This is a genomic window from Pseudaquabacterium terrae (assembly GCF_013266755.1).
Lineage (GTDB): Bacteria > Pseudomonadota > Gammaproteobacteria > Burkholderiales > Burkholderiaceae_C > Pseudaquabacterium > Pseudaquabacterium terrae.
On record NZ_JABRWJ010000019.1, the window covers coordinates 1 to 17,635 of the forward strand.

13 protein-coding genes and 1 other RNA gene are annotated in these 17,635 nt (G+C 65.7%); 5 read left to right on the forward strand and 9 right to left on the reverse strand.

All coding sequences use genetic code 11. From position 1 onward, the window contains the following. Positions 1-293 precede the first annotated feature (293 nt). Positions 294-2,666 carry a hypothetical protein gene (locus tag HLB44_RS34740; RefSeq protein WP_173134858.1) on the forward strand — a complete coding sequence of 791 codons (2,373 nt, stop codon included), beginning with the start codon at positions 294-296 and terminating at the stop codon, positions 2,664-2,666. 79 nt (positions 2,667-2,745) lie between these two features. On the opposite strand, the gene HLB44_RS34745 is transcribed toward HLB44_RS34740, so the two are convergent. Further along, positions 2,746-4,527, reverse strand: a complete 1,782-nt coding sequence (locus tag HLB44_RS34745) for a sensor domain-containing diguanylate cyclase (RefSeq protein WP_173134861.1) — start codon at positions 4,525-4,527, stop codon at positions 2,746-2,748. Between the two features lie 237 nt (positions 4,528-4,764). On the opposite strand from HLB44_RS34745, the gene HLB44_RS34750 reads away from it, so the two are divergent. Next, the gene (locus HLB44_RS34750) at positions 4,765-7,941 is read left to right on the forward strand and encodes an ATP-binding protein (RefSeq protein WP_173134864.1); all 3,177 of its coding nucleotides are present in this window, start codon (positions 4,765-4,767) and stop codon (positions 7,939-7,941) included. Between the two features lie 37 nt (positions 7,942-7,978). Here the strand turns inward: HLB44_RS34750 and HLB44_RS34755 are convergent, their stop codons facing one another. The 5 genes from HLB44_RS34755 to HLB44_RS34775 all read right to left on the reverse strand — a co-directional run bounded on the left by HLB44_RS34755 (position 7,979) and on the right by HLB44_RS34775 (position 12,283). Continuing rightward, positions 7,979-8,179 (reverse strand): hypothetical protein, encoded by a 201-nt coding sequence (locus HLB44_RS34755; RefSeq protein WP_173134870.1) that lies wholly within the window; start codon positions 8,177-8,179, stop codon positions 7,979-7,981. Positions 8,180-8,528: 349 nt separating this feature from the next. Continuing rightward, on the reverse strand, positions 8,529-8,705 hold the full coding sequence (locus tag HLB44_RS34760) for a hypothetical protein (protein ID WP_173134872.1): 177 nt from the start codon (positions 8,703-8,705) through the stop codon (positions 8,529-8,531). After that, positions 8,702-10,258, reverse strand: coding sequence for a methyl-accepting chemotaxis protein (locus HLB44_RS34765; protein WP_173134876.1), 1,557 nt, complete (start codon positions 10,256-10,258; stop codon positions 8,702-8,704). The genes HLB44_RS34760 and HLB44_RS34765 overlap by 4 nt, the downstream gene beginning before the upstream one ends. A 137-nt stretch (positions 10,259-10,395) precedes the next feature. Beyond that, complete coding sequence (locus HLB44_RS34770; protein ID WP_343051755.1) at positions 10,396-11,790, reverse strand: diguanylate cyclase domain-containing protein; 1,395 nt, start codon at positions 11,788-11,790, stop codon at positions 10,396-10,398. Further along, positions 11,732-12,283 carry a hypothetical protein gene (locus HLB44_RS34775; protein ID WP_173134882.1) on the reverse strand — a complete coding sequence of 184 codons (552 nt, stop codon included), beginning with the start codon at positions 12,281-12,283 and terminating at the stop codon, positions 11,732-11,734. The genes HLB44_RS34770 and HLB44_RS34775 overlap by 59 nt, the downstream gene beginning before the upstream one ends. A 469-nt stretch (positions 12,284-12,752) precedes the next feature. On the opposite strand from HLB44_RS34775, the gene HLB44_RS34780 reads away from it, so the two are divergent. After that, positions 12,753-14,048 carry a hypothetical protein gene (locus HLB44_RS34780; protein WP_173134885.1) on the forward strand — a complete coding sequence of 432 codons (1,296 nt, stop codon included), beginning with the start codon at positions 12,753-12,755 and terminating at the stop codon, positions 14,046-14,048. A 252-nt stretch (positions 14,049-14,300) separates the two neighbouring features. Here HLB44_RS34780 and ssrA read toward each other — a convergent pair. Beyond that, positions 14,301-14,597: a transfer-messenger RNA gene (gene ssrA, locus HLB44_RS34785) on the reverse strand. Positions 14,598-14,764: 167 nt separating this feature from the next. On the opposite strand from ssrA, the gene HLB44_RS34790 reads away from it, so the two are divergent. Beyond that, entirely contained in the window at positions 14,765-14,986 is a 222-nt protein-coding gene (locus HLB44_RS34790) for a hypothetical protein (protein WP_173134888.1), read from the forward strand. Positions 14,987-14,992: 6 nt separating this feature from the next. On the opposite strand, the gene HLB44_RS34795 is transcribed toward HLB44_RS34790, so the two are convergent. Next, complete coding sequence (locus HLB44_RS34795) at positions 14,993-15,211, reverse strand: hypothetical protein (protein WP_173134891.1); 219 nt, start codon at positions 15,209-15,211, stop codon at positions 14,993-14,995. A gap of 202 nt (positions 15,212-15,413) precedes the next feature. Here HLB44_RS34795 and HLB44_RS34800 point away from each other — a divergent pair, with 202 nt between their 5' ends. Then, entirely contained in the window at positions 15,414-15,758 is a 345-nt protein-coding gene (locus HLB44_RS34800; RefSeq protein WP_173134894.1) for a hypothetical protein, read from the forward strand. A 425-nt stretch (positions 15,759-16,183) separates the two neighbouring features. Here HLB44_RS34800 and HLB44_RS34805 read toward each other — a convergent pair whose 3' ends face one another. After that, complete coding sequence (locus HLB44_RS34805) at positions 16,184-17,509, reverse strand: Tle-like phospholipase domain-containing protein (protein ID WP_173134897.1); 1,326 nt, start codon at positions 17,507-17,509, stop codon at positions 16,184-16,186. Positions 17,510-17,635 lie beyond the last annotated feature (126 nt).

Below are 17,635 nucleotides of genomic sequence, written 5' to 3' on the forward strand. Positions count from 1 at the left end.
AGCGGCCCCATTGCGGACGACAGGGGTCGCAATGTCCCAATTCGAGATCCAAATCTCGGCCAAATCGGCTGCCTCCAACCAAATCGGCCGTACAGCTCACCTACCGTGAAACATGCGGGCTAGGCGCATTACGAAGACCAGAACCTGTCGTCGGCGCTGCTGTCGCTTCGCTCCCCCACATCCGCCTTCGCCTGAAGCGGCCCTGGCCTTGCCGCGGCGCCTTAGGGTTCTTCCATGAACATTTATGTTTGCGCTGCACCCGCGGACGACACTCTTGCGAATGAGGTGTTGGCATGAAAAAGATCAATCGACTGAGCCTGACCTACGAGACCGAGAAGAACCTCTACCACGACCGCCCCACGCGCAAGGAGATCCTGGACCAGCGCCAGGCAATGGGCTACAAGTCGGCCCACGGTGTGCTGCAGAGCCTCCGGCACAAGGCGAGCAACGTCCTTGGCGACAGGACCGGGCAGGACAAGTTGCGGGAGTACGTCGAATTCGTCGGCAACACCGGGTTCAAGGCGACGGGGGTGGTGGAGGATCTGCCCAAGGACGTGTCCCGTTTCACGGCCACGCTTGGCGGCAAAGTCGCGTCACTGGACCTCAAGACGACAACGGACAACAAGATTGTCGGCGTTCGAGTACCGTACCCGGGCGAAGCCGAAGCGCCCGCCAAGGCGGACAAGAAAGGCAAGGGCGTCGACCACGGCAAGGCTATTCCGGTGAATCCGCATCGGATTCCCAAGGGCCATGGGCTGGTCAAGAAGCCCGGCCAGCAAGTGTCCCGAGACGATATCAGGGCCATCCACAACTACTCCATACGGTCGCCGATCAATAGCCAACTGAGGAAACAGGACGCGAGGGCCGAAGATGGCACGCCCATCAAGGAAGCAACGGAGCTGTCGGCGGCGCTCACGGCACTGCAGAAGACGGATAAGTATGAAGGCTTCGTTCACCGTGCACTCCCGCCACGCGTCGCAACGAAAATCGTCAAAGAGAACCCACGCAACGACGGATTCAACTTGACCGAAGGATCCACGCTGCACGAGCCGGCGTTCACTTCGACCTCGACGAACCTGAGCGCGACCCTGCATTATGTCAGGGAGAACCGCATGAATTTTCCTGATCGTCGACCGCTGCTGATGACGACCTACACCCATTCCGGCGTTCCGATTTCTCAGTTCGCGAAGTATCCTGAACTGGCCGAGATAACGTTTCAACCCGGCATGAAGACCCATATCTTGCTCAGCGGTGACGACCCCCGATCAGGGTTTCGGCGGTCCCTGGCAGAGGAGTCGGGCCTGCCTGCCTCGCACGGCGTGTCGACGATGCCCATCGCGGAAAAACTGCCGGGCATGGACAAGATCGAGGACGACCCGGACATCATCAAGGAAACTGGGGCCCACACCCTCCAGCAGGTCAAGACAGTCGACATGTTGGACTTGGCCAGGCCTTCGAGCTCGCCAACCGGGCAGGTGACGAAGGTCGTGGGCCAACTGTCCCAGATGATCCGGGCGCTTCCCTGGGCTCCTCAGCCAGAGGGCGGCGGCCCGAAAGGCGCCGAGCAGAAGCTCCGGTCTCAATTGGCGACTGCGCTCAACCACCAGGCGCCGGTGGCCGTCGCCGCAGTGCTTCAAAAGGGAGAGATCTGGTTCGGCGGAAAGGCGCCGGTTGAGCTGCGCGCCATGGTGGGCACGAGGCAACAAGCAGAATCTCCCATGAAGCTTATTCATGAGGCCGTGCTCAGGCACTACAAAGTGGGCTTCTTCGACACGAATCGCCTCCTCTTGGCTACGGACAGATTGCTGTCGAAGCCGGCCGCCGAGCGACTCTTCCCGCAGGAATTCAGGCACGCTTCCAGATCGGCGCAGTCTTACGATGATGAATATCCGACGATGAATCGTCCGAACCCCGTGCAGGTGTCGACCATCGTGACTGCCTCGGTCAATCGCGTGTCGGATCCTGTGCTGCGCAAGCAACTGGGCGCATACATGAAAGAGGAACTGCTCCACTTGAAGGTGCCCGTCATATCCGACAGGATGGAGGAAGATCGGTTCATCGAGGTGCCCGAACTCACTCGGCTGGCGCCCACCATGCAGCACTTCGTCACGCACATGGCGCCCAAGGATCGTGCAGTGCTGCAGCCGGCGCTGGATTGCCTGCGCTCGTCGGTGAGGGCGCTGGCCCATCCGAGCGCAGAAGCGGGCAGCGCCCTGGGCGTCGACGACGTGATGGCGATCGTGCAAGGTCTCAAATTGAAGCCGAGGCCGGGCCTTGACGCACAAGCCCTCCGCCTCTCGATCGCTGCGGCCTTGCACGCCCCGGAAGCACCGAGCATGACCGACCGATTCATGATGGTGCTGAAGCCCGAGATCGAAGCCGACAACATCAACTTGCCTCTGCTCACCCTCCGCCTCGGCAGCCTCACGGCCGGTCCCATCCTGGAACTCGTCGACCGCCAGTTATCCACCTTGCCGCCGACGGAGCGACAGGCCCTTGTGCAGCAGTTGTCAGAAGCGGCCAAGCGCATGAGTGAAGTCGACCCGTATCGAGGCCGGATGAACGAAATCATCGAGAAGCACACGGTCACCGAGTTCGACCTGGCGATCGAGCATCAAATGATGACGAAGGTGATGAATGCAATTTCGGAGGACGACTCGGAGTAGGTCCGGGGCCCGCCTGGCGATGGTGTCGCCGGCCCTCCGGCCTGTATGGAATCTTCAGGAGTGTTCTTCCAAGCGTGGATCAATTGGCCTGGGCCTGGGCGTCCGACGCGAGGTCGCTCCCGCCAATTCGGAAAACGGCGTACCGGTCCCTGCCGGCGGCCTTCGCCTGGTACATCGCTGCATCGGCGTCGCGCAACACGTCGCTCGCGCGTTCGTACCCGTACCCGCTGAAGGTGATGCCGATGGAAGCGCTGGACGCGAAAGGCGCGCCGGCGATGACGTAGGGCTGGCGCGCGACGTGCAGGATCCGGTCCGTCAGGTTGGCGGCGGTTTGTTCCTCCACGCCGAATACAAGCACGGCGAACCCGTCGCCGCCCAGCCGCGCGACGATGTCGCCGGGGCGCAGGCTGTCGCTGATTCTTTGGGCCACCTGCACGAGGAATTCGTCGCCCGCGTTGTGGCCCCGGCTGTCGTTGAGGAACTTGAAGCGATCGAAATCGAGGTACAGGACTGCAAAGCGGTGTTTGGAATCGCTGCCGGCACGCCGCACCGAGCGATCCAGCAGATCGAGGAAGCGCCGGCGGTTCGGCAATCCCGTCAGGCTGTCGTGGTAGGCGATGTGCCTGAGCTTTCCCTCGGCCTCGCGCCGCGCGCTGACGTCCTGGGCCTGCAGGATCAGGCTCGGCGAGTCCGCTGCGCCCTCTGCGAAGCGCGCGCTGTGCAGGCAGATCCACAGCGGCACGCCATCGAGGCGCCGCAAGCGCAGGTCGTCGACGCTGCCCTTGACCGCCGCATCGCGGCTCTGCGCCAGCATCTGCTGGACGGCGCCCTGGTCCTCCGGGTCGACGAGATCGTGGAACGCGGTGCCCAGCAGATCGGCCTCCCTGCCTCCGGCCAGCTCTTGCAGTGCGCCGTTGGCCTGCAGGATCCGCCCATCCGCATCGGTCAACGCCATGCCGACGGCCGCATTCGTGAACGCGCTCTGAAAGCGGCGCTCGCTCGCTTCGAGCTCGCGCAGGTGGCGCGCGGTGGCCTCGGCTTCACGCTGGGCGGCAACGGCTGCAGCCCGCCGCGCAGCGGCAGCTTCTTCCTGCTGGCGGAAGTAGAAGAATTGCGTGGCCAGCACCAGGCCCAGCAGCGGCAGCGTGGCCAGCAGCACGCCGTAGCCGGTGCGCAGGAACACCAGGTAGAGCGACGCGGCCACGATGGCGCTGAGGGTGCCCGCAATGCCCAGCCACCCCAGGGCACCGAACAGCTGCGACCAGCGCGGCCGCTCCTCGCGCAGGAGCAGAACGATGGCGTTCATCACCACCATGTTCAGCAGAAAGTGGCCGTACCCGAACAGCAGCGACCCACCCAGCACCACATCTGCGCGCGCGCCTGTATTGAGCACCGCCCAGTGCAGCAGTGAACCCGTGCAGAGCATGTTGATCGCGGCTATGGCGGGGCTGACGATGCGGCCCGTCCAGCGCGGCGTGCTCCGCCATGCGCCGACGATCGCTTCGGCGGCGCCGGCAATGGCTGCCGCCTGCGGCCCTTGCATGAGGAGGATCACGAACAGGAAAACATCGCCGGCCGAATACGCCATGTCCGAATTCCGGCCCCGGATCGGGAAGTAGCTCGCCAGCATGGCCAGCGAGGCGCCCACCGCGATGTGAAGCCACGTGGAAGGCGATGCAGCACGCTGCGTCCAGAGTGAATGGCCAAGGGCGGCCACCCCCAGCACGACCACGATCCACCAGAACAGCGCTGCCTTCCGGTTGTAACCCGGCATCAGCGCCGCATGCAGGCGCACATACCAGGTTGACGGCGACGGCATCATGCCCGCGGAGATTCGTTGCGCGAGATTCAAGGCCTTCATGGGCTCTCCGGCGTGGGCTCCCCAACGGTATCGGTAGGGTCCGCGGCGGGATTGACGGTGCTTGAGCTTTTGTGAGCTTCGATGCCGCCTGCTTCGGGCCTTCCGCCAATTGACGGCGTCGGTACGCTGGGGCAAGGTGAACAACGGCAATTCCTGTCGCTGTACGGGGGACACCCCTTGCTCCAGCCCATGCTTTCTCGCCGGCGCATCACGGGCCTGCTTCTGTCGTGCCTCCTGTTGGCGGACGCGCCGGTCTTTGCCGCCTATGACCGGGCCAAGGTGGAGGCGGCGATCGCCAAGGACGTCACTGCCGTGCTTCGCGAAGCCGAGGAATCGCTGCAGCGCGCGCAGGCGAGCGGCAACGCCGCCGCGCAGCTCGATGCGCTTCGCATGCGGGCAGCTGCAAACAGCATGCAGCGCAACTTCAATGCACTGGGTGCCGACGTGGAGCTCGGCCTGCCGTTGGCACGCGAGCTCGGCGACGCCGATGCGCAATGCGCCTTCATGGGATACCGGGCCGCCGCGCTTCAGGCCAAGGGCCAGGCGACCGAGGCGCTGGCGCAACTCGACGAGGCGCTTGCCCTGGCCGAGCGCCACAAGCTGCACCATGCCAGCGGCCAGCTGCACAGGCGCAAAGGCCGCATCTTCGGTGACCTGGGGCGCAAGGCGGACGCGCTGGCTGCCTACCAGGCGGCCTACGCCGTGTACGAGGCCCAGGGTGATGCCGAGGCGATGGCGTCGGTGCTGACGGCGCTCGGGGTCCTGCACAGCAAGGCCCGTTCCGGCGAGGCCGACATCGACGTGGCGATCGGCTATTTCGAGCGAGCCCTGAAGGACGCCGGGCGCCTCGACCGCTCGGTCGCGCACGTGCTGCTCGCGGACATCTACGCAGACCGAAAGGATTTCAAGCGCGCCCGGCAGCACTACGAACAGAGCGTGGCGACCCGGCCCCGTGTGGAGCCGTTCGACCATCGCGACTACGTCGCCGTCAAGTTCGCCCGGGGCGAGAACAAGCTAACGGAAGCGATCGGCCTGCTCGATCGTGCCCGGGCGCACTACGCGCAGACCAAGGACCTCAAGCCATGGATCCAGATCGAGCTGTCGCGTGCGGAAGTGCTGGTGCAGCTCGGCCAGATGCCTGCTGCCGTGCAGGCCCTGAAGAGCGCGCGCAGCATCAAGGAGAAGGTGGAATCGTCGACCTATGACGTCGAGTTCCACGAACGCGCAGCGGCCATCGGGCTGTCGCTGGGCGACCATGCCGCGGCCTATCGCGAGATCGCCGAGCTCAGGCAGGCCGAGCGCCGCCTGCAGCAGGCCGAGAAGGCCAAGATGGCCGAAGAGCTGCGCGTGCGCTTCGAAGTGAAGCAGAAGGAAACCGAGAACGCCTTGCTGCGGGCGCAGGGCAAGGCTGCCGAGACGCAACGCTTTGCATTGATCCTGGGCTCGGCGCTGGCGTTGGTGCTGCTGGCCGGATTGGCGCTCTACCTGCGCCGCCGTGCCATCGCCGCACGCACCGAGTCGGCCTACAGCAAGCGCCTGGCGGCCAGCGAGATGCAGCGCGCGAACGACCTGCAGGCGTCCAATGAAACACTCGAGCGGCTGGCCGCGCTCGGGCCGCAGATCGCCGCCGAGCGCGAGGCCGCGCGCATCCATCGTGCGTTGTGCGACGACGTCGGGCGCCTGATGCCGGTGCGGTCCGCGACGGTGTGGATGCTCGAAGGCGAACAGCTGGTGCTGTGCCACGGCATGCCCGCCGACTGCCCGGCACTCAGCGTGCGCCTGGATGACGAGGCTTCGAGCATCGCGCGCTGCGCGCGCGAGCGGCGCGAGTGCACCACGCAAGACATGGATGAACTGCGGTGGCAGGACGACACGCCGCGCTCGGCGCTGTGCACGCCGATGGTGGCCGGCGGCGAGCTGATGGGTGTTCTGGTGCTGCAGGGCGACAACGCGCAGGGCTACGGCGAGCGCGAACAGCAGCTCGCCCGCATGCTGGCCGCCTACGGAGCGGTGGCGCTGGCCAATGCGGCCAACGCGCAGCGCCTGAACGCGGCCAGCCAGGCCAAGAGCTGGTTCCTGGCGAGCATGAGCCATGAGTTGCGGTCGCCGCTGAACGCGATGCTCGGCTTCAGCCGGCTGCTGCAACGCGAAGCGACGCTCACCCCGCGCGCGCGGCACGACCTGGGCATCGTGCTCAAGAGCGGCGAGCATCTGTACACCTTGATCAACGAGGTGCTGGAATTCTCGAAGGCCGGCGCCGCCCAGCTCACGCTGCAGGTCCGTGCCTTCGATCTTTACGCCTTGCTCGACGAGCTGCAGGCGATGTTTTCGCTCACCGCGATCCAGAAGGGCCTGGCGCTCGAGGTGTCGGTGCGGCCTTCAGTGCCGCAGGGCATGCAGACCGATGCGATCAAGCTGCGCCAGGTGCTGATCAACCTGCTGAGCAATGCGATGAAGTTCACCGAGCGTGGTGGCGTTCGGCTGGAGGTGCAGGTGGTGTCGCAGCGCGTGAGCTTCAGTGTCATCGACACCGGGGTCGGCATCGCCGCGGACGAGCAGGCGCATCTGGGCGAGGTCTTCGTTCAGGCAAGCGCCGGTCGACGCGCGGCCGAGGGCACGGGGCTGGGGCTGGCGATCAGCCGCCGCTACGTGGAGCTGATGGGCGGTGAGCTGACGCTGACGAGCGTGCCGGGCCAAGGCACCGCGGCGCGCTTCTCGTTGCCGCTGCCGCCGGTCGATCTGGCCAGCCCGCCGGCCGCGCCGGCCACGGGCACCTTGGGCGGCGTGGTCGGCCTGGCCCCGGGGACACAGACGCGGCGCATGCTCGTGGCCGACGACAGCGCCGACAGCCGGCAGTTGCTGGTGCGGCTGCTCGAGCCGCTGGGCTTCGAGATGCGCGAGGCGGCCAACGGGCTGGAGGCCGTGCAGACCTGCCAGGCGTGGGAGCCGGACCTGGTCTGGATGGACATGCGCATGCCCGTGGTCGACGGGCTGGAGGCCACCCGGCGCATCAAGGCCGCCCAGCCGGCCATCGTCGTGATCGCGCTGACCGCCAGCAGCTTCGAGGAGGACCGCGCGCAGATGCTGGCCACCGGCTGCGACGACTTCCTGCGCAAGCCGTTCAGCGAGGCGGCGTTGCTCGAGGCCATCGAAACGCACCTGCGGGTCCGCTTCGTCCGCGAAGCGCCCCCCACGGCGGAAGCAAGCGAGGATCTCGGCTCGCTCACTTCAGCCCAGCGCGAGGCGTTGCGGTCCGCCCTGCAGCTGCTGGACGTCGAGGGCATCGAGCGCAGCATCGAGGCCATTCGCGAAACCAACGGCGCGGTGGCCGACCAATTGAGCCGGCTGATCGACCAGTTCCGTTATCGCGAGGTGCTCGATTTGCTGGAGCAGTGGTGTGACGTCTCAGGATGACTGCACCAATCAAGCCCTGCTGGACCTCGCCCCGCGCTCATTCCCGCATCTTCTCCTTGTCCGTGTCCGGCGCCAGAACGGCCGCCAGGAACACACGCGGCGCAAGTCGCAGGAAGTCTTGCGGCGACTTGTAGGCGTCCTTCAGCACCGTCTCCGACATGTCCAGGCTCTCGTTCATGTATCGGGTCAGCAGCGCTGCGCTTTCCGGTTTGCCGGTGCCGGCCTCGTCGGCCCACATTGAGTAGGTGGGAGGGCCTGGAAAGTTCGGGTGCTCGTGGAGCCTTGCCCTCGGAGTCCGAGTAGCCGGCAACGTTGCTCGAACTTTGTCGCCCGCCCGCGTTCGCAACGAAGTTGAGCGCACTCTGGTGGCCGAATCCGAGGAGCGTGCCCTCGACCTCATTGCTCATGAATGCGGTCCCGAGTTTCGCAAGCAGGTATTCGGTCAGCGCCTGGGGGAGGTCCGCCCCGAGCAATGCGTCAATGGCGTCGATCACCGCACTTGGATTCCGGTCCGGGGGATAGATCGGCTTGCTTCCGTGGGTCACGTACATCAACCCGCCGACATGAATCTCCTGCGCGATGGCGAGCTATTGCTCGGGCGTCACGGCCGTCAGGTCGAGCTTCGACGGATCGATGCCGAGCGCAGTCTTGGCCACCGTGCACGGCTTCACGTTTTCACCAGCGACATGTTCGACTTGGTCATTCAGGTTCTCGAGCTTCGCTATGGCGGTGCGCTTCGCGAGGCGCATCGGCAACGCGCTCATGATGCATCCAGCCTGAACGCCCGCACCGTTTCAACCAGCTTGCCCGCCTGCTGATTCAGGCTGTCGGCCGCTGCCGCCGACTCCTCGACCAATGCCGAGTTCTGTTGCGTCACGCGGTCGAGCTGCGACACCGCGTCGCAGATCTGGCCGATGCCCGCGGTCTGCTCGGCGGTCGCGGTGCTGATTTCGCCGATGAGGGCGGCGACCTGGCGCACCTGCGACGTGATGTCCTCCATGGTCGATCCCGCATCCTGAACCAACCGGGATCCGGCTTCGACGCGTTCGACGCTGGTACCGATCAGGTCCTTGATCTCCTTGGCTGCGTCGGCACTGCGCCGGGCCAGGCTGCGCACTTCGCCGGCCACCACGGCGAAACCACGCCCTTGGTCGCCTGCGCGGGCCGCTTCGACCGCCGCGTTCAGCGCCAGGATGTTGGTCTGGAAGGCGATGCCGTCGATCACGCCGATGATGTCCGCGATCTTCTTCGAGCTCTCGCTGATGGCGTCCATCGTGGACACCACCTTGCCGACGACCGCGCCGCCGCGCGATGCGACGTCGCTGGCCGACGCGGCGAGCTGGGCCGCCTGGCGCGCCGTCTCGGCGTTGCTTTTCACCGTGCCCGACAACTGCTCCATCGACGCGGCGGTCTGCTGCAGGTTCGAAGCCTGTTCCTCCGTGCGCTGGCTCAGGTCGGTGTTGCCGGTGGCGATCTGCGTACTGCCGGTGGCGATGGATTCCGAGCTGGTGCGCACCGTACCGACGATGTGAACCAGGTTCTTGACCATCTCGCCCAACGCCGAGAGCAGGCGCCCCGTTTCGTCACGCGTGGTGACCTCCACGCGGCTGGTGAGATCCCCGCGCGCCACCGTTTCGGCGATGTCCAGGGCTTGCGCCAGCGGCCGGGTGATGCTGCGCGTGATTGCCCAAGCCAGAAAGGCCCCGAGCAGCGCGGCGGCCGACGTCAGCGCGATGGTCAGCATCAGCAGCGACCGCCCTTCCGCGCGCGAGCGCTCGAATTCGGCCCGGCCTTCGGCAATCTGCGACGAGACGAGCTTGCTCAGCGCAGCAGCCACCTTCGCCGCCACCGGAGACAGCGTCTCCTGGTAGATACGGCGCGCCTCGTCCGGCTTGGAGGCCAGCATCGCGTCACGGATGGGAATCAAGCCATCCGCCACGTAGCTCTTGCGCAGGCTGATGAAGGCGTCCGCATCGCCGCGGATCTCGGCGCTCATGCGTTTCTGGCTGAACTGACCCCAGATCTTGCCGACCTGCTCGATGTTCTGCTTCAGTTCAGTATCGCGCTTGGCAAGATTGTCCGCGGACGGAAACGCCATCATGTCCATGACCAGGACCCGGTTGCGCAGCAGCAACCGGGTCACTTCACCCAATTGCTCGATCGGCACGGCGCGGTCCTCGTACATGACCCGCAGGTCTTCGTTGAGTGCCGTCACGCCACGGCCGGCGGCGACGGCGACGATCAGCAGCAGGGCGAGGATCGCTGCGAATCCGATCGCCAGCCGCTTGCCCAGATTGAGACGTTGCAGAACTTTCACGCATTTCTCCTAAGCCGCGCGATCCGTCAGGAAGCGCAAGAACCAACCCGGATGGGCCTCAGGAAGATAGTGCCGCGTCGACAACGCCGCACCGCCGGGTGCGAAGTGCCGCCTGCGCTGCCGAAGCCGGCGGTGAATCAGTCGTCCGACATGCCCCGGGGCAAGGCATCGGGCGCGCAGCGAACCACGCCTCGTCCCGCGCGCTTGGCCTCGTACAGCGCGGCGTCGGCGCGCTTGCAGATTTCCGCCGCATCGTCGCGGCCCCACGCCACGCCGACGCTCGCGCCGATCTCCACGGTCACCGCGCCGAGCTCGAACGGCCTACAGACAGCGGCGAGAACCTTCTCCGCCACCGCCAGCGCGTGCGGCCGCTCCCGCATCCCGCTCAGAACGATGGCGAACTCGTCACCGCCGAGCCGGGCCACGGCATCGCTGGGACGCACCAGGTTCTGCAGGCGATCGGCAACCCTTTGCAGCAGCTGATCGCCGACGGGGTGTCCGTACTGGTCGTTCACCGGCTTGAACCGGTCGAGATCGATGAACAGCAGCGCCACCGGCGGGCGGCTGCGCAGGCTCAGCATGCCGGCCATGCGCTCATCGAAGCCCGCCCGGTTGAGCAGTCCGGTGAGAGGGTCGCGCTCGGCCAGGTTCAGCAGGCGCACCTGCTCCAGCCGGTGCATGGTGATGTCCTGCGCGACGCCGACGAAACCATCGACACGCCCTTCGTCGCTGCGCAGCGGAATGTAGGTGTTGGACAGATGCGCCGCCGACCGTCCGCGCTCCTCCCGGTCGAACTGCACGCTCTCACCCGCCAGCGCGCGCTGCATCCAGACCCGGGTGCGCAGGTAGTCCTCGTCGCCCAGCACCTCCTGCAACGTGCGTCCGATGATCTGCTCCTGCGCAAGACCGCGCCAACGCTCGAACGCGCCGTTGACGAAGCGCACGCGCAGCTCCGTGTCGACGACGAAGATGATGGCTGGAACCGCTTCGGTGACGGAGCGCAAGGTCGCGCTCTGGCGCTGCAGCGAACGCTGCGCCGCCGAGAACTCGGTGCTGTCCAGGCTCGTCGCGAAGAAGCCGCGCGTGTGGCCCGCCTCGTCCACGTCGGGCACCAGGCGGGTCTCGGTCGTGCAGCGCTTGCCGTCGACCAGTTCCTCGAACTCGAAGGTCTGCGGCTGGCCGGCCAGCACCAGATCGACGTGCCGCTCGATCAGCGCATCGCTGCTCCCGGACGTCAGCTCGCTCCGGGTGCGGCCGAGAATCGCCTCGGGCGGCAGGCCGAAGCGCTCGCACAGCAGGTGATTGACGAAGCGGAAGCGCCGGGTGCTGTCGACGTAGGCGATGCGCACCGGCAGCGTATCGACCAGCCGGCGCAGGAAGGCCTCGCCGTGGACGGAACTGGGCGGGTCTGTTGGCATCGTGGGCTCCTCGCCCGAGACTACACCTGTTCCCTCGGCGCTGCGAAGCCCTCGATCACTGCGCCGAGCTGGCGGCCGAGGCCGGCTCGCCGCTCTTGCCCGAGGGATCCGCATCCGCCATCAGCGGGTGCTGGTTCGCCGGCACCAAGCTTCGCCGGTGCAAGACCGTGCCGTCGACGGCCGCATTGTTCACCGGAAAGGTGACGAAGGTCTCGGGAGCGGACTGCCAGGCGGGAATCGAAACCTGTTCTTCTTGCGCCGCCTCCTTCATGCGCAGCGAGAGCGCCTTCTGGAAGCGGCCGCCCTCTGCGCAATTGGACAAGACCTCCGCGGCCTGCAGCACGTAGTGCTCGATCCGATCGCTTGCCCGACTCGCGCCGTCCAACAAGTAGCTGCCATCGATTCGTATGGTGTCCTGGAACGGAGAGTGCTTCGAGAGCAACACGCGATTCTTGTCTGCCCAGGGATCGAAGGTGATGTCGTGCGCGTTGCCGCCATCGTCCGTGAAACGCAGCTTCCCGTACACATGATCGAGCGGTTCTTTCCTTTCGGAGACCAGCGGTCTTGTGTGCACGGTGATCTCGATCCTGTCCTTCAGATCGGGCAATCGCGCGATCCTCGCTCAGGCTGGCCCGGCGCGGAATTCGCGGCTTCTCTGTGGTGCCTGCGGGCGCGCCGTCCGAGCGCTTGCAAGCCGCAACCGCCCCACAGAACCCGGCGCCGCCGGCGCTCACCATGAGGGTGAGGGTCCGCGGCGGATCCTCGGTTGCGGCCCGCTCGGCCCGCGCCCCTGGCCGGTGCCCGCGGATTTCGGATTTGGAGAATGGGATCCTCATGCAGAGACCGCTCCTTGCCGCGCAAGCCTACGGCGATGCGGGCGCCATTTGCCTGCCCCGAGCGAGCGTCGCGCGAAACGGCGAAGGGTGCGAACGTGCTGGCGGCGGACTCGCGGCTGCTTCGGATATCGGCGCTTGGCTTCGTCTGCCGCTTCCTAGGACCTGGCCTTTCAGCGAATCCTCGGCAAGGCTCGCAGCGTGGGCGCGCGCAACGGGGTTGAAAGCGCGAACGAGGTATTCATGGAACGCATCGGAAACAGTCGCACACCATCCATCGACTTGAACGAGGCTCCAGGGTCCTCGGTCAAGGGCCAGCAGCAGCCCAAGGCGACATTCGAGCTGGACCTGCCGACGCGCAAGAGCATTCACGCCGAAAAGCAGCGCTCTGGTTGGACGGCTGCAAAGACCGCGCCGGGAAAGGCTCTGAACAAGCTGGCCGCACTGACCAAGTTGCGATCGACGCACGACAAGGTCAAGGACTTCGCGGAATTCGTCGGAAGTTCGAAGGCCACGGGGGAGCCCCTGGAAGACGGCTGGATGCGCCACAGCGCCCCTGCGCGCAAGGGAGTTGCGACGCTGGATCTGCATTTCGACGCCCGGGGGAACATCGACAACGTCCGCCTGCCTCCATCGGCAGCAGACCCCCCCGCCCCGGCGACGACCCAAGCCACGAAACCCGGCCTGGTGTTGCTGGATCTGCCCCCGAAGAACATTGCGCTGTTCGGAACGAGCAGGGAGGATCAAGGTCGGGACGCTGCGCATTCGTCGCGGCGCAGGTTGAGCGAAAGCGGTCCACCACTTCCCGACATGCCACAGACGCCGGGCGCCAGCCTGCATCGCGATGCAGCCGAGTTGCCGCTTGCTCTCATATCGCCCGACCAACCCCTCTGGGCATCGGACCCGAAGCTTCCGAGGAACCTGGACAGGAACAGCTATATCCAGGCCTCGCTGGACAAGATTGGCGGGATCCTCGACGAGAAGGAGCTCCAATGGCTGCGCGACTACAGCAACTTTGACGCCTCATCCGTGAACGCTTCGGCCCGCGCTGGCAAGTCCACCGCCGCATGCATGCACATGATCGACAAGCTCACCGCCAACGGCCTTCGCAGCGAAGGCATGCTGTTTCGCGGGCTTAGCGATCACAGGCTGATCACCGAAGGCAAGAGGTACATGGATTTGGCGCCCGGCTCTGCGAGCGTCTCACCGGCGATCGCGCAGCAGCATGCCACGGCAAGCGCCGACTGGGAGGGCACAACCGGTATCGTGCTCCACGTCATCGGCGCCCAAGCCGGCAATGTCTCGGGGGTCAGCGTGGAGGCTTACGAAGCGGAGGCGCTGATTCGTCCCCAAGAGCCGCTCATGCCCCTGCTCAAGGCATTCGATGAAACCTCGGGGCTCTGGAAGGCGCTGCTCGTGCGGGACGACGCACCGCCTGACGATGCGGCGCAGGATTTGCCGATCGAGCCGGAAAGCACTCGCAAATCCGCTGGCTTTCTCGAGCTCATGGACTCGGATGAGGACGATTGCGCCATTTGATCATCTGACGAGCCGCTCTGCCGCTGCAGCTCGCCCAGGTGCGGCCGAGAATCGCATCGCGCGGCAGGCGGAACCGCCCGCACAGGAGGCTGTTGGCGAAGGGAAAGTCAGGATGGGGGGCATCGCCCAATGAAAACGAGCGACCGTAGCCGCTCGTAGTGCCGGTTCCACTCCGGCGCCTCGCCACTGTTGAGGCTGGTTCCCTGTCTGCGAACGACAAGTCTGAAGATCAGTGCCCACCTTTCTGTTCCCAGGCGAGGGTGGGCGTACCCGGTCGAGTGCCGTTTCTTACGCGGCGTCAGGCTGCCAGAGGCATCTGCTCGACGTGATAAACGTCTTGGTTGGCGTTTGTGGTTTTGCGCCGATTACGTCGGTCACCTCTCGGGCCGTCCGCTTGCTTTCGGTCGCCACGTCGAAACCAGGTCAGCCCCACCGAAACCATCCACGCAATGGCTTCGGTGGAGCTGGGGGGAATCGAACCCCCGTCCGCAACGCTTCCAGTTCACGGTCTTTGCACGACCATGCATGCATCATCGGCCGGTGGCGTTGCGGCGGGTCAGCCAGGCGCGAAGTCGCACTCGGCAATGCGAAGCGGTGGCCCTCACCTCAAGGAAGCTCGCAGTTTCGTACAAGCCTTCGCCTCTTGCGATGTGCGTCATTGGCACCATGGCAGGCTTGGGTCTTTGCACGCATGAACCTTGCGGAGAATCGAAGCGATGAGCCACCATTCGGATGCCGAGGCCTTTTTGGAAAGCGTTCGGCCATACATGTTCCAGGACGCTCACTTCCTCGTGGAGGCGCAAGCCTCGATCAGCGCGATCGAATTCGAGCCCAATCGATTCAGGTTCCGCGACGGCAGCGTGCTTCACATCCAGGATCACCTGAGTCGCGTGGTCTGCCATCCGCCGGAGGCGACTCCGGCCCGCTGCTGCGCGTAGCGGCTTTTATCCGGCCCGGGTTGCCAGGGTGGGCGTCGGAATCACCCTCAAGCCCGCAGCCAGCGCTTCCTCGACGGCTTGCGCCATCGTGCGCTCGGTTTCGAACTCGACGCGCGCGGCTGGGCCGTGGCGCAGGATGCACAGGATGACCGCGAGATCGTCGGGCGAGAGCGGCAAGCGCACGCACCGTTCCGCGCAGCGCGGTGAAGCCAGGTCTTGTTCCATGGCCTGCGAGTCTGGACCAGACATGCGGTCTGACGCAGGCAGCATCCGAAGTGAGTTTCCTCACGGCGAAATGAGCAACGTGGCGCAATCGGTGGCGCGGCGCCGCCGCCATGTTCGCGATGCTTGACATCGCTTCGCGCCACGCCGCTGCGTGCCCGCAGCAGCCCCGCATCATGCATGCACATTCAAACGCGGAGGGCTCATGCTGCATCACCATCGCCAGGCTGTACTGGACCCCTTCGGGGCACCGATCACGGATTCCGACGCGGGAGGCGTCCGCGTGACCGCCGGGCCGCTTCAATTGCGAGATAGAACCGTCTGGTGGACCGGCCGGGTGGCGATCGGCCTGACGCACGGCCGAGGCGACCCCACGTACGCCCCTCTGGAGGTGCCGATCGCGGCGCATGCGTGCAGCGAGTTTCTCGCGGACGAGGAACCGCCTGCGCGAGCCCCCGCGAAGATCGAGCAAGGCTGGCGGCGGCGTCTGCAGGACCTGCGCTCGGTTGTCGGGCGCCTGTGCACGGGGCGAGCGCTGCGCCGCTCTTGACGCTGACCGAGCCGGTCAATGAGAGTCCAGACTTGCATTCCGTTCGCGAACCCCAGGATCGAACCGAAGGGCCACGCGCCGGCATCAACCATGCGCAAGCCGGTTGGCGGCGCGCACCGCATCGGCATCCGGCAGTGCGCCTCTGAGAAATCCGATCCTTCGCGACACGCCTGCGCGTCCAGCGGCGTTGCCGGTGGCCGAGCACTTGGCCGGCAATCGCCAGCTTAGGCCACGGCTGCTTCGAACTGGGCCACTGGCACACTGCGTGGCTTCGCTACGCTACGGACTTGCGTACGGCCTTGCTGCGCTCGATTTCATGCATTGTTGGGTGGCCCATCGGTCGTGTCGACATCGATCGACCGCCGCATCCGGCGTCAGCGGCGATCAACGCAATGCCGGCATCGCGGTGACTGTCTGATTCAGATTCAGTCCCCTGCCTTCTCGCTGGTGTTGCTGCCTCCTTCCGAGGCAGTCTGGTAGGCGGAGGTGCCCAGCCCCTGAGAGGATCCCTCAGGCGACTTCTCGCGCAAGGCCTTTTCGATGTAGCTGTCCAAGTGCTCCGTGAACCAGACGTGCACGTTGTACGGCGACATCCCGTGCCCCTTGGTCGGGTCGGCGGGGAAGAAGTGGTCCCTGCCGACGCCGGCAGCCCCCCAGGGCAGCACGGAGCGGATCTTGGGAACGAGATCCTTGCTGACCGAATACGCCCGCACCCCTTTCGACGCGGTGTCGACGTTGGCTTTAGGCAGACGCGAGATCAGGCCCGAGCTCAAGTGCGATGGGCTGAACACGTCGGCGTTCAACGGCGGCGTTTGTGCCAGCGCCGCATACATCGCCTCGCCGCCGCCCTTGGAATGCCCAGCGGTGCGGACGGTGACGTTCTCGCCGGCGAGTTCGACCGCCTTGCCCACCAGCTCCCGGGCCTGTCGGTAGCTTGCTTCCTCATTGCCGAAGCCGGCGCTCACGTTGGTCACCCATTGCTTGGACATCGGCCACAGGTTGGCGAGCCCGCGCTTCAGCGGCTCGCCTGCGCGGACTTCGGGACCCGAGGACGTGCCGCCGAAGGAGATCACCACTTCGTTCTGCTTGGCGTTGACCAGCACCGAAGCCACCAGCCCTGACTGGGCATCCACGATGGTGCCGTAAGGGTTCTGGACGTTGTCGGCCTGCACGATATTGGCGGCGGCGGCGATCTTGTCGGACAGGTCGGACGATGGTGCCCAGCCATCCGGAAGCGAGTCGGGCTCCCGGTCGTAGGGGAATGCCGAAAGCTGGGCATTGCACTTGATCTTGCCGAGGGTGGCCGCGTCGGTGGGCATGGCCGCCTTTTCATAACGGACCGGTGTAGTTTCAGAGGGGACGCTGCTGGCCGCCGAGAGGGTCGAGAACGTGGGCGGACGCAGCAAGATGATGCCGATATGCTTGGTGGGGCCCAGGTTCGGGCCCTCATATTCCTTATCAACGTATTTCACCTCCGGCTCCTTGCCCTTCGACCCGGAAGGTCCGCCGTCACCGCAGCGGATTCCATCGAAGATGTTGCCCAAGGACGAGCCGCTGTCGCTCGTCAGCGTCAGGTGCGGAGGAGTGTCGGGAATCTTTGCGATACGCGGCGGCCGTGGGCCAAGCGTGACCTTGAACGGAAGAGGATTCTTCGATCGCTCTGACCATTTCGGGTTCTGGATGCGCTCGCCCTCGGCGTCCTTGAAGGCGCCGAAAGGCTTGTGGCCGGTGATGCGGAATTCGCGGGTCATGTTGGCTGCCGAGCGGGCGTTGAAAGTAGCGTCGACTGTTGCATGCCTGGCGCCGCGCGCGCCACGAAAGGCGAAGCCAGGCGGCGTGGAGCGAAATCGTGCTGTCGCGTTTCGCCTGGCATCATC